General features: G+C 70.9%; 9 protein-coding genes. 3 read left to right on the top strand and 6 right to left on the bottom strand.

What is annotated here, in order from left to right; translation table 11 throughout:
• Nucleotides 1-24 precede the first annotated feature (24 nt).
• A complete protein-coding gene (locus tag E1166_RS09255) occupies nt 25-1,266 on the bottom strand; it encodes a hypothetical protein (RefSeq protein ID WP_132337549.1) in 1,242 nt (413 codons plus the stop codon).
• Nucleotides 1,267-1,365: 99 nt separating this feature from the next.
• On the opposite strand from E1166_RS09255, the gene E1166_RS09250 reads away from it, so the two are divergent.
• Both E1166_RS09250 and E1166_RS09245 read left to right on the top strand, forming a co-directional pair.
• Entirely contained in the window at nt 1,366-1,920 is a 555-nt protein-coding gene (locus E1166_RS09250) for an RNA polymerase sigma factor (protein WP_132261154.1), read from the top strand.
• On the top strand, nt 1,913-2,626 hold the full coding sequence (locus tag E1166_RS09245; RefSeq protein WP_132337547.1) for a hypothetical protein: 714 nt from the start codon (nt 1,913-1,915) through the stop codon (nt 2,624-2,626). Before E1166_RS09250 ends, E1166_RS09245 begins: the two co-directional genes overlap by 8 nt.
• Before the next feature lie 48 nt (nt 2,627-2,674).
• On the opposite strand, the gene E1166_RS32475 is transcribed toward E1166_RS09245, so the two are convergent.
• The 5 genes from E1166_RS32475 to E1166_RS09220 form a co-directional block, all read right to left on the bottom strand.
• Nucleotides 2,675-5,260, bottom strand: coding sequence for a rhamnogalacturonan lyase (locus tag E1166_RS32475; RefSeq protein WP_132337545.1), 2,586 nt, complete (start codon nt 5,258-5,260; stop codon nt 2,675-2,677).
• 346 nt (nt 5,261-5,606) lie between these two features.
• Nucleotides 5,607-6,857 (bottom strand): multiple monosaccharide ABC transporter permease, encoded by a 1,251-nt coding sequence (mmsB, locus tag E1166_RS09235; RefSeq protein WP_132337543.1) that lies wholly within the window; start codon nt 6,855-6,857, stop codon nt 5,607-5,609.
• Nucleotides 6,854-8,392, bottom strand: a complete 1,539-nt coding sequence (gene mmsA, locus E1166_RS09230; RefSeq protein WP_132261191.1) for a multiple monosaccharide ABC transporter ATP-binding protein — start codon at nt 8,390-8,392, stop codon at nt 6,854-6,856. The genes mmsB and mmsA overlap by 4 nt, the downstream gene beginning before the upstream one ends.
• A gap of 87 nt (nt 8,393-8,479) precedes the next feature.
• Nucleotides 8,480-9,622 carry a multiple monosaccharide ABC transporter substrate-binding protein gene (gene chvE / locus E1166_RS09225; protein WP_132337541.1) on the bottom strand — a complete coding sequence of 381 codons (1,143 nt, stop codon included), beginning with the start codon at nt 9,620-9,622 and terminating at the stop codon, nt 8,480-8,482.
• Between the two features lie 181 nt (nt 9,623-9,803).
• Nucleotides 9,804-10,811, bottom strand: coding sequence for a LacI family DNA-binding transcriptional regulator (locus E1166_RS09220; RefSeq protein ID WP_132337539.1), 1,008 nt, complete (start codon nt 10,809-10,811; stop codon nt 9,804-9,806).
• A gap of 512 nt (nt 10,812-11,323) precedes the next feature.
• Between E1166_RS09220 and E1166_RS09215 the strand changes: the two genes are divergently transcribed.
• Nucleotides 11,324-12,438 (top strand): PQQ-dependent sugar dehydrogenase (locus E1166_RS09215; protein WP_243710258.1); only part of this gene is annotated, 1,115 nt, incomplete at its 3' end.

Here is a 12,438-nt window from a genome sequence, read left to right as displayed (position 1 = left end):
CCGGTCCGCGAGGAACGCGCGTCGTCAGGCCGGGACGGCCGGGGCGCGCAGTCCCACCAGCCCCGGCACGGTGGCCCGGCCGGCCTCCTCACCGGTGGTGGGATCGTGCCAGCTCACCGCGGCGTCCTGGCCCACGTACAGGCGCGCGCCGCCGGGACCGCGGAGCAGACCGGCGACCGGGTCACGGACGGGCCGCTCGGCGACGACGCGGAGGCCCGCGAGGTCGACGACGCGCAGGGTTCGGCCGGCGCCGACGACCAGGCGGTCACGGTCGGCCACCGCGTACGCCGGCCCGGCGCCGCCGGTCAGCCTGGCGGTGCGGCGTACCGTCAACTCCTCGGTGGAGATCTCCGCTACGGTGCCGGACGTGACGTCGGTGACCAGCAGGCGGTTGCCGTCCGGGCTGAGCGCCATGGCGTGCCCGCTCGCCGGCCCCTCGCCGAACGGGTGGGGCAGGTCGATGCAGTACGCCCACCGGTCGCCGAGGTGCAGGGTGTGCACGAACGCGTGCACGTTGCCCGGTCGCCCACTGACCAGGTCCCGGGTGTGCTGGTGGTCGGGTTGGTGGGTGTAGAGCGTGTAGAGGGTGCGGCGGTTCGGGGCGAACACCGCCTGCCGCCCGTCGCCGCGCATCTCCTCCTCCGCGCCGGCCGGGACCGCCCCCTTGTCCCGAGTGGAGAGTGCGGCGGCGGTGCCGGTGGCGAGGTCGACGGCGCGGACCCGGTAGCGGTCCGGCGCGTGCGGCGGCAGCCACTCCAGCACGAAGAGCCCGGACCGGTCGTCGGTGAACGCCTCCGGCACCACGTTGCCCGGCAACCGGAGCCGGTGCCGGATCCCGTCGGAGTCGACGACCAGCACGGGCGTGACGTCCCGGGGGCCGGGACGTGCGGTGGTGACGCTCACCGCGTCCGGGGTCAGCGCCACCAGCGAGCCGTCGGCGGAAACCGTCTGCGGCACCCAGCGGCCGGGCAACGTGACGTGCTGCGAAGTGTGGCCGGTCGACACGTCGAGGCGCCAGCAGGCGGTGTCGGCTCCTTCCGAGGCGGTCGCGTGCACCACCCGCCCGTCCGGAGCGGCGACGGCGTGCGGGATCGTCTCCCGGTCCGTGCCGCGTAACAGGCCGACTCCACCGTCGAGTTCGACCAGCAGTGGATCGGGGATCGCCGTGGGGGGACGTCGGGCCGGCTCGCAGCCGACGAGCGCAGCGGCGCCGGCGCCGGCGAGCGCGGTCAGAACGGTGCGACGCGGAAAGGTGCTCTTCGCCATCATGCTCCCCTGACACCACCGACCGGACGCGGGTTCCGGCGCGGTGGAACCGACGCCGGCCCGGCGGTGTCAACAGTGTGATCGAAGGCGGAGGTTGCCCTGAACGACGACGAGGCTGTCACCCGCGCGCGGGCAGGTGACCGGAAGGCGTACGAGTTTCTGGTCGCCCGGTACACCGCGGCCGCGTACCGGACGGCGACGCTGCTGGGCGCGGGCTCGGACGCGGAGGACGTGATCCAGGAGGCGTTCGTGAAGGGGTACCACAAGCTCTCCCGATACCGCGGGGAGTCGTCCTTCCGCTCCTGGCTGCTGGCGATCGTGGCCAACGAGACGCGCAACCTGCACCGGTCCCGCGACCGGCGCCACGGGCTCGTGCTGCGGGCGGCGACGGCGAACCCGCAGTCGGAGGTCGCCGAGGACGCCGCGGTCGGCACCGTGCTGGCCGGGGAGCGCCGCGCCGCGCTGGTGCGGGCCCTGCGCATGCTTCCGGTCAAGGACCGGGAGGTGATCGTCTGCCGGTACTTCCTCGACCTGAACGAGGACGAGACGGTCACGATGCTGGGCTGGCCCCGGGGCACGGTGAAGTCGCGGACCTCCCGGGCCCTTGCCAAGCTGCGCGGTCTGCTCGCCGTCGAGGAGGTCGCCCGTGGATGACCTGGAGCGCGAGCTGCGGGACCTGTCGGCCTGGCTGGAGACCCCCGACCCGCCCGAGGTGGTGACCCGGGTCCGCGCGCGGCTGGCCGCACCGAAGCGGCGCCGGTGGCGGTATCTGGTCGCGGTGGTGTCGACCGCGCTGGTGGTCGCGGCGCTGCCGCCGGGACGGGCCGCGCTCGCCGACGCCGTGGCGGGTCTGCTGCGCTTCGCCGGGATCACCATCAGCACGTCGTCCCCGCCGGCGCTGCCGACCGGCTCCCCGTCGCCGTTGCCGGCGCAGCGGCCGGCCGGGTTCGACGAGGCGCAGCGCGCGGTGCGGTTCCCGATCCGGGTACCGGCGAAGCTGGGCCCGCCCGAGCAGGTGCTGGTGGCCGACCCGGACAGCACCGGCAGCCACCGGGTCGCGACCCTGCTCTACCGGGGCGGCGCGCTGCGTCTGGACGCCTTCGACGGTCGCCTCGATCCGGTCTTCTTCAAGCAGGCGGGCGGCCCGGGCACCCAGTGGGTGCAGGTCGGCGAGGAACCGGCGATCTGGATCGGCGGCCCACACCCGGTGTCCTACGTGGACCGCGACGGCGCGGTCCGGGTGGAGAGCGCCCGGCTGGCGGCCGCGACCCTGGTCTGGCAGGACGCGGGCGTCACCTACCGGCTCGAGGGCCAGCTCACCGTGGCCGAGGCCGTCGGGATCGCGGCCTCCCTGACGTGACGTGCGGCAGGCCGGGAGGGCCGTGGGGAGCCCTCCCGGCCTGCCCGGTCAGGACAGCATCGCGATCACGGCCCTGGCCTGGTAGGTGAGCGTCGCGTACGCGGAATCGGAGACCCGGCTCGGGCGCTTGACCTGCCCGAGGTCCCGGACGAAGCGCTCCAGCGCCCGGACCGCCGCGGACTGCCGGCCCTGGTCGAGCTGGTACTCGGCCTCGACGAGCGCGACCTTCAGCCGCAGCACCACGAGGCCGGACACCTCGCCCGCGCGGACCTGCGCGTCGAGCTGGTCGCCGAGCGCGGCGACGCTGCCCGGAGCCCAGATCTTCGGCACCGGCACCTGGGAGAAGGTGATGTCCGAGCCGAGGTAGAAGCTCGGGTACGACGGCTGGTTGTACGTCGTCTGCTGCCGGGCCACCTCGGCACGGTACTGCGGATCGTGCATGAGCGTGTACAGCTTGCGGTCGGTCACCTCGGTGCTCAGGTAGATCCGGATCGCCGAGCTGTCCGCCGTCCGCACCAGCATCTCCTCCCGCCAGTCGCCGAAGATGTCGGCGACGAGGCCGGGGTTGCCCTTCGTGTGGTTGTTCGTGCGGGTCCCCTCGGCGGTGAGCAGGGTGCCGCGTCGCCAGTCGCCGATGGTCGGCGTGACCTCCAGCGAACCGCCGACGATCTGGGTGGTCATGTCGGCGGCCCACCTGATGCTCTGGTTCGTACCGGGCACCCGGTCTCCGAGGCGCGCCCCGTCCGCGCCGCGCAGCCCGAGGCCGCTGATCGACCCGGAGGGCTGCGAGCACCAGGTTTCCAGGCCGGGGTGCTCGGGGACGACGTCACCGATCATGCCGCGCCCGGTGTCGACGCCGGTGTAGCCACCGTAGATCAGCTGGCCGGTGGCGCCGTCGCGCAGGCTGTAGCCGTACGGCGCCCACCGCCCGCCCTCGTGCACCTCGTAGATCTCCAGCCCTGGACGGCGGGGGTCGATGTCGGTGACGTGCATGGCGTCGCCGTGACCGATCCTGGCCGACGCGCCGGGGTCGGCGCTCTCCGGCGGCATCGGCCCGAACGAGCTGTACAGCAGGGTGCCGTCATGGTCGATGGTGGCCCCGCCGTAGACGATCTCCTGCTTGCCGTCGGCGTCCACGTCGGCCGCGCTCAGCGAGTGCTGACCCTGTGTCGTGATCGTGCCGAACCGCGGGTCGGCGCCGTCCCGGCCGTGGGGGCTGTCGTTGAACGGGTTGGTCATGGGCGTCCACCCACTGTCGACGTACCAGTTCTGCGTCAACCGCTCGCCGTCCCAGCGGTAGGCGGCGATCGTCGAACGCGTGTAGTAGCCACGGGCGAAGACCGCCGACGGGCGGCGGCCGTCCAGGTACGCCACGCCGGCGAGGAACCGGTCGACCCGGTTTCCCGGCTCGATACGCGCCATCGCGTAGTCGCCCCACCTGAGGCCGTCGTCGTGCCGTCCGGGCTGGTAGTCGACGGTGTGCAGGTCCCGTCCGGTGGCGCCGTCGAAGACGGTGAGGTACTCGGGCCCGTGCAGGATGAAGCCCTGGAACGCCCGCAGGTTGTTGCGGGTGCTGCGACTGGGGGCGTAGACGTCCATGAAGTGGTCCGCGAGGGCCTGCGCGTCCTGCTGCGACAGCGGGTACTGGTGGCGCGGCTCGATGCCGAAGGCCTGCTCCAGGGTGGCGGGCCAGCGTCCGGCCACCACCTCGGGGTGGCGGTGCCACTGCCGGAACATCTCCACCACGTGCTCGTAGTAGTCGGTCGGGCTGAGGCGGTAGTCGTCGGTGTGCGAGACGCCCGCCCGGACGTCCTTCTGCGGGAGTTTGATGTACCGCTCGGAGATCACCTCACCGGTCCTGGCGTACCGGATGATCTTCGTACCGGGCGCGGTCTTGAACATCATCTCCGAGCGGCCGTCGCCGTCGAAGTCGTAGACCAGGAACTGGGTGTAGTGCGCGCCGGCGCGGATGTTGACGCCCAGGTCGACGCGGTACAGCAGCGTGCCGTCCGACTCGTACGCGTCGATGAGGACGTTGCCGGTGTAGCCGACCTGCGAGACGTCCTTGGCGTTCGACGGATCCCACTTGACGATGTACTCGTACTCGCCGTCGCCGTCGACGTCGCCGACGCTGAGGTCGCCGGCGGAGTAGGTGTAGCTCTCCCCGGCCGGGGTGACGCCGTCGGCCGGCTTGCGCAGCGGCAGGTCACGGAAGGCAGCCGACCAGGCGGTCACCGTCGCGCTCCGGTCGACCTCGTGCCCGTCGGCGACCGCCGCCACCCGGTACCTGGCCGTGGCGGTGCCGGCCCGGTCCAGGTAGTTGGTGCTGTCGGTGACCGTCGCGATCCGCTGGCCGTCGCGGTAGACGTGGAAGTTCGACCCGGTCATGCCGGTGGCGGAGGCACCGGTGACCTCGTGCCCGAGCAGGCGCCAGCTGAGGAAGACGCCGTCGCTGGTGGCCGCGGCGACCAGCCCGCGGTCGAGGTGCTCCAGTTGGACGCGGCCGGAACCGCCGCGTGCGGGATCGGCCGAGGCCGGGAGGGATGCCACGGGCACGGCGATGGCGCAGACAGCCGCCAGCAGTGCCCCTGATGTCGCGGCGAGTCCGCGACGGGATCTGGTGCGAGGACTCATCTGGTCTCCTGGGTCGATGCCGGGCGCGGCCGATGGTGGTCCAGCGGACCTCTGCCGGCGCGGGGTGCCCGACGGGGCCGGATGCCAACACTCCGTGAAACGTTTTAAGGGCAAAGATTTAGATATATTAGCGGCCCTCGGCTCCTGGCGACACGGCCCGGAAAGACGACATCGCCGACCCCGGCGGTTTCTCTCCACCGATCGGGGGCGGCTGCGCGACAACGGCGGCAGGGCCGGCGCACTCCCGTCCCTCACGGGTGTGCGCCGGCCCTGCCGCCGGTGTTGGTGATGGTGGTGGGGTGGACGCCGACGGGGGGCCGACTGGCCCGACCCGTGGCGTACCGCGTCAGCGGGCGGCGCCGGCGCGGCGCTTGTTCCAGACGTCGAAGGCCACGGCGATGAGCAGCACGAGCCCCTTCACCACCGACTGCAACGACTGGTCCACGCCCATGAGCTGCATACCGTTGCTCATCACCGCCATGATCAGGCCACCGACCATGGCGCCGACGACCGTGCCCACCCCGCCGGTGACTGCCGCGCCGCCGATGAACGCCGCGGCGATCGCGTCGAGTTCGAACATGTTGCCGGCGGCCGGCTGCGCGCCGTTGGAGCGGGAGGAGTAGATGACCCCGGCGATGGCCGCCAGGAAGCCCATGTTGACGAACATCCAGAAGTTGACCGTCTTGACCTTCACGCCCGACAGCGTCGCCGCCGACAGGTTGCCGCCGATCGCGTAGACCTGGCGACCGAAGACGGTACGCCGGGTCAGCAGCCCGTAGACCAGGACGAGGACCGCCAGGATGATCAGCACGATCGGCAGTCCCCGGGCGTGGGCCAACTGCCACGCGAAGTACATGATGACGGCGCCGACGGCGGCCACCCGGGCCACGAAGAGCGGGAACGACTCGACGGGCTGCTGGTAACGGACGCGGGCGACGCGGGTGCGGAAGCCGCTGACCGCGTACCCGGCCACCGCGAGCGCGCCGACGAGCAGGGTGAAGGCGTCATAGCCGTCTCCACCGATCAGCCCGTTGAGGAAACCGGCCGCGACCTGCTGGTACTCCGCCGGGAACGGCGACAGCGAGATGTTGTCGAGCACCCGCAGGGTGAGCCCGCGGAACAGCAGCATGCCGGCCAGGGTCACGATGAACGCCGGAATCCCGACGTAGGCGACCCAGAAACCGTGCCAGGCACCGACCGCGACACCGACGGCCAACGCGGCCAGGATGCCGACCCACCAGGGTTGCCCCTGCCGGATGACGAGCACGGCGGAGACCGCGCCGCTGAGCGCGACCACCGACCCCACCGACAGGTCGATGTGACCGCCGATGATCACGATCACCATGCCGATCGCGAGGACCAGGATGTAGGAGTACTGCAGGACGATGTTCGTGATGTTGCCGGGGCTCAACGAGACGCCGTCGGTCATGATCGCGAAGAGCGCGACGATGACGACCAGCGCGACGTAGATCCCGCTCTGCCGCAGGTTGCCCATCAGCAGCGCCCGCACGTCGCTGGCCCCGGTGTGCAGGGCCGCGGCGGGGGCACTGCCGGAGGAGGCGGTGGGCCGCGTCGAGGGGTTCTTGGTGCTGGTCATCCGACGGGCTCCTTGTCCTTCGTCATGAGCTCCATGAGGTTCTCCTGGGTCGCCATACCGATCGGCACCTCACCGGTGATCCGTCCGGCGGAGAGGGTGTAGATCCGATCGCACATTCCGAGCAGTTCCGGCAGTTCCGAGGAAATGACGATCACGGCCTTCCCGTCGGCCACCAGCCGGTTGATAATCGTGTAGATCTCGAACTTCGCTCCGACGTCGATACCGCGCGTCGGCTCGTCGAGGATCAGTACGTCCGGATCGGTGAACAGCCACTTCGACAGCACCACCTTCTGCTGGTTGCCGCCGGAGAGCTTGCCGACCACCGCCATCACACTCGGGGTCTTGATGTTCAGGTCGCGGCGGCTCTGCTCGGCGACCTTGATCTCCTCGTTGCCGTTCACCCAGCCCAGCCGCGCGAGCTTGCCCAACGCGGCGGCGGAGACGTTACGGCGGATGTCGTCGATGAGGTTGAGACCGAAGCGCTTGCGGTCTTCGGTGACATAGGCGATGCCGTTGTCGATCGCCTCGGCCACGGTACGGGCCTTCACCTCCCGGCCTCGGACGATCAGGCGACCCCTGATGTCGCGTCCGTAGGACCGACCGAAGACACTCATCGCCAGCTCGGTGCGCCCGGCACCCATCAGCCCGGCGATGCCGACCACCTCGCCGGCCCGGACGCGCAGGTTGACGCCCTCGACGACCAGACGGTCCTGGGTGGGGTGCCGCACGCTCCAGTCCTCGATGCGCAGCACCTCCTCGCCCGGGGACGACACCCGGTCGGGGTAGAAGCTGTCGAGGTCACGGCCGACCATGCCGCGGATGATCCGCTCCTGGGTCACCCCGCCGGAGCGCACGTCGAGCGTCTCCACGGTGCGACCGTCGCGGATGACCGTGGTGGAGTCGGCGATCGCGGTGATCTCGTTCAGCTTGTGGGAGATCATGATGCAGGTGATGCCCTGCTCCCGCAGCCGACGCAGCAGATCGAGCAGGTGCGCCGAGTCCACGTCGTTGAGGGCCGCGGTCGGCTCGTCGAGGATGAGCAGCCGAACCTGCTTGGACAACGCCTTGGCGATCTCCACCAGTTGCTGCTTGCCGACGCCGAGCTGGATGACCGGAGTGACCGGGTTCTCGCGAAGCCCGACGGACTCCAGCAGGGTCCCGGCGTCGGCGTTGGCCCGGTTCCAGTCGATCAGGCCGCCGCGCCCGCGCCGCTCGTTGCCGAGGAAGATGTTCTCCGCGATCGACAGGTACGGCACCAGGGCGAGTTCCTGGTGAATGATAACGATGCCCTGGGCCTCGCTGTCCCGGATGCCGCGGAAGTGCACGGGCTTGCCGTCGAAGACGACTTCCCCCTCGTAGGAGCCGGATGGGTAGACGCCCGACAGCACCTTCATGAGGGTGGATTTGCCGGCGCCGTTCTCGCCGCAGATGGCGTGGATCTCGCCGCGCCGCACCGCGAGGTTGACGTCCTGGAGGGCCGTCACCCCGGGGAACCTCTTCGTGATGCCGCGCATCTCGAGGATGGTGTCGTCCATGGTCATCGTCCTGATCGTCGATCCTGGTCGTACTGCGAAATGGGGTGCGGGCCCGGCGGCCGTGGTCACCGGGCCCGCACGGTCGGGTCAGCTCTTGGCCTGGCCCGAGGCGACCTCCTCGGCCGACCAGTAGCCGGAGTCAATCAGGACCGGCTTGATGTCGTCCTTGTAGACCGTCTGCACCGGCAGGAGGAACGACGGGACGACCTTCACCCCGTTGTCGTAGGTCTTGACGTCGTTGGCCTGCGGCTCCTTGCCCTGCAGGTACGCCTCCGCCGCGACCACGGCCTGCTCGGCCAACAGACGGGTGTCCTTGAAGATGGTGGAGCTCTGCACGCCGTCGTTGATCAGCTTGACCGAGGCGATCTCCGCGTCCTGGCCGGTGACCACCGGCATCTTCTTGCCCGCGCCACCGTACCCGGCGTTCTGCAGCGCGGTGATGATCCCGCGGGACAGGCCGTCGTACGGCGACAGGACGCCGTCGATCTTCGCGCCGTCGTTGTAGCTGGAGGTGAGCAGGTCCTCCATGCGCTTCTGCGCGGTCTCCTGCTGCCAACGCAGGGTCGCCACCTGCTCGATCTTCGTCTGGCCCGACTTGACCACCAGCGACTTGTTGTCGATGTACGGCTTGAGGGTGTCCATCGCGCCGTTGTAGAAGAAGTGGGCGTTGTTGTCGTCCAGCGAGCCGGCGAAGAGCTCGACGTTGAACGGCCCGGTCGCCGTGCCCTTCGACCCGTCCTTGTTCTGCAGGCCGAGGCCGACCAGCAGGGCGGTCGCCTGGGCGACGCCGACCTTGTAGTTGTCGAAGCTGACGTAGAAGTCGACGTTCTTGCTGTCCCGGATGAGCCGGTCGTACGCGATGACCGGGATCTTCGCGTCCGCTGCCGTCTGCAGCTGGCTGGACAGCGCGGTGCCGTCGATCGCCGCGATCACCAGCACGTCCGCGCCCCGGGTGATCATCTGGTCGACCTGCTGGGACTGGGTCGGGATGTCGTCGCCCGCGTACTGCAGGTCGACCTTGTAACCCTTCGACTCGAGCTTCTGCTTCACGGCGTTGCCGTCCGCGATCCACCGCTCGGAGGTCTGCGTCGGCATCGAGACGCCGATCGTCAGATCGGCCGGCTTCTTGTCGCTGGTGTCGCCACCACTACCGGCACCCTCACCACCACAGGCAGCCAGGGTCAGCGCCAGCGCAGCGCTACCCACAGCAGCCAGGAATTTCCTGCTCACAGGCTTGCTCCTCTCGAAACTCCCACCGACGGCAGGGCCGCACCGGTAACACGTTCAGGGGCTGAGTGTTAGCGCTCACAAAGGGATCGTCAACGGGTGCGGCGAAATCTCTACGTCACGGTCTCGTAACAGGGGCAAGAGCGATGGAAACGTGTCATTCGCGCTGGGGCATGGCCGTCGATCAGGCCGGCGGCGCGGCGACGCTGTCCCGGGTCACCAGGGTGGGAGCGATGGTCTGGCGCAGCTCGCCGCCGCTGTCGCCCTCGATCTGGGCCAGCAGCAGATCGAGGCTCGCCCGAGCCACCGCGGCGAAGTCCGGCCGCACCGTGGTCAGCGGCGGGATGAAGTACGCGGCCTCGGGCACGTCGTCGAACCCCACCACGCTGACCTCGTCCGGCACCCGCCGGCCGTACTCGTGCAGGGCGCGCAGCACGCCGAGCGCGAGGTGGTCGTTGGCGGTGAACACGGCCGTGACCTCAGGCATCCGCGCCAGCATCTGCCCGCACCGGTACCCGGAGGATGCGGACCAGTCCGCGGGCACCGGCGTCGGCACCTCGGCTCCCGCCGCCAGCAGCGTCTCCCGCCAGCCCTTGATCCGGCCGGCGCTGTCGAACCAGTCGGCCGGGCCGGACACGTGCCAGACCGTGCGGTGCCCCGCGTCGAGCAGATGCTGGGTGGCCTGCCGTGCGCCGGCCGCCTGGTCGACCGTCACCAGCGGGACCAACCGGCGCGGGTCGCCGTCGACGGTGACCAGCGGCACCTCCTTCGGCAGCCGTTCCAGCGCCGGACCGGCCGACTCGACCGGCGCGATCACCACGATGCCGGCGACCCCGTGCGCCAGGTGCCGCTCCACCACCGCCGAGATCGACCGGTGGTCCAGGTCACGAACGCTGCCCACGCTGACGGCGAAGCCGGCCTCGGCGGCGACCTGCTCCAGGGCGGCCAGCAGGGAGGCCGGGCCGTAGAGGGTGGTGTTCTGCGCGACCACGCCGATCACCTGCGAGCGGCCGGTGACCAGGGCACGGGCGGCTCGGTTGGGCCGGTAGCCGAGCTCGGCGATGGCCGCCTCGACCCGCAGTCGAGTCTGCTCGCGGACGTAGGGGTGCCCGTTGAGCACCCGCGACACCGTCTGGTGGGAGACGCCGGCGAGACGGGCCACATCGGTCATCGCCGGACCGCGTACCGCCATCTCGCTACCCCACCTGCCCCTTGGTCACCCCGTCCGTGGCGGACCGGGGCATCACTGCCCGGTCGTCTCCCGGCACCCGAGGCGCACGTCTCATCGGGCGGAGAGCGCTGGCAGGGACACTCTACGCCAACCTATGACGCGGCAGCGTTACGCCCGGCCCGCCCGGTGGGCCGGGCGTCAGGCCGGTTCAGCGGACGTAGGACGCCTCGCGCGCCGTGGCCACCAGCTTTCGACGTCGGCGGGGCGGCGCATTCCTGCCGCCGCCCAGACCGTGGTGATCGTCGTTGGCCGGGTCGCCGCAGCGGCCGATTCTCAAGGTCGCGGAGCGACGAGAGGGCCGCCGACAATGTTAGCGATAACATTCCTCTCGTCACGGCGAGTTCGGACCGTCGACGGACCGGGGGCGGCCAGCCGGTCACCTCCCGCCCGTCCGGCGGCGGGCCGCAGCACCCCTGCACACCGACCCGCCATCCTCTATATTGACGAAAGTCACTTTGGTGGAGGTGGTCGTCGTGCGCGTACGGTCGATGATGGTGACAGCGGTCGTCGCCGGTTGCACGGTCGCCGGTCTCGGAGCCGGCGCGCTCGCCCGGACGACATCGGCCGCTCCCTTCGGCGCAGACGGCTCGACGCTGGCCGTCGGCGATTTCGACCTCACCCGACCGGAGACCGTCGCCACCGGTCTAACCGTCCCCTGGGGGATGGACTTCCTGCCCGACGGCAGCGCCCTGGTGGCGATGCGCAACTCCGGCCAGATCCTCCGGGTCCGGTCCGGGCAGTCCCCGGAACCGGTGGCCCAGATCTCCGGCGTCGCCGCCAGCGGGGAAGGCGGCCTGCTCGGGCTGGCTGTCTCCCCCACCTACGCCCAGGACGGTTACGTCTACGTCTACCTGACCACCACCTCCGACAACCGGATCGTCCGGTTCCGGCCCACCGCGCCGCAGACCCAGCAGCCGATCCTCACCGGCCTGGCCCGGGCCAACGTCCACAACGGCGGCCGGATCGCGTTCGGCCCGGACGGAATGCTCTACGCGGGAGTCGGCGACGCCGGGCAGACCGCAGCCGCACAGGACCCGCGGAGCCGTAACGGCAAGATCCTGCGTCTGCGGCCGGACGGCTCGGCACCCCCGGACAATCCCTTCCCCGGCTCCCTGGTCTACAGCCTCGGCCACCGCAACGTGCAGGGCCTGGCCTGGGACGCGCAGGGCCGGCTGCTCGCCACCGAGTTCGGGCAGAACGCGTGGGACGAGGTGAACGTGATCGTCGCCGGCGGCAACTACGGCTGGCCGACGGTCGAAGGCCGCGGCAACGACCCACGGTTCCGCGACCCGCTGCTGGTCTGGTCGACCGCCCAGGCATCCCCCAGCGGGGCGGCGGTGGCCGGCAACCGGCTCTACGTGGCCGCCCTGCGCGGCACCCGGTTGTGGAACGTACCGCTCGCCGGCACCGGCGTCGGTACCCCGGTGGCCGAACTCGTCGGCACGTACGGACGGCTGCGGACCGTCGAGTACGGCCCGGACGGCTGGCTCTGGGTCACCACCAGCAACCGGGACGGGCGTGGGTCCCCGGCAGCCACCGACGACCGGATCCTGCGCTTCCCACCGCGCGACACCACCCCGCCCACCAG

Origin of the sequence: Micromonospora sp. KC213, assembly GCF_004348325.1 — a bacterium.
Taxonomy (GTDB): Bacteria; Actinomycetota; Actinomycetes; order Mycobacteriales; family Micromonosporaceae; genus Micromonospora.
The sequence above is the reverse complement of the archived record's forward strand: the minus strand, read 5'-3'. Positions and strand labels throughout refer to the sequence as shown.

Excerpts from the sequence above, each read along its gene's own strand:
- E1166_RS09220 (WP_132337539.1), bottom strand. The coding sequence starts at position 10,811 with ATGGCGGTACGCGGTCCGGCGATGACCGATGTGGCCCGTCTCGCCGGC.
- mmsB (WP_132337543.1), bottom strand. The coding sequence starts at position 6,857 with ATGACCAGCACCAAGAACCCCTCGACGCGGCCCACCGCCTCCTCCGGC.
- E1166_RS09255 (WP_132337549.1), bottom strand. The coding sequence starts at position 1,266 with ATGGCGAAGAGCACCTTTCCGCGTCGCACCGTTCTGACCGCGCTCGCC.
- mmsA (WP_132261191.1), bottom strand. The coding sequence starts at position 8,392 with ATGGACGACACCATCCTCGAGATGCGCGGCATCACGAAGAGGTTCCCC.
- E1166_RS32475 (WP_132337545.1), bottom strand. The coding sequence starts at position 5,260 with ATGAGTCCTCGCACCAGATCCCGTCGCGGACTCGCCGCGACATCAGGG.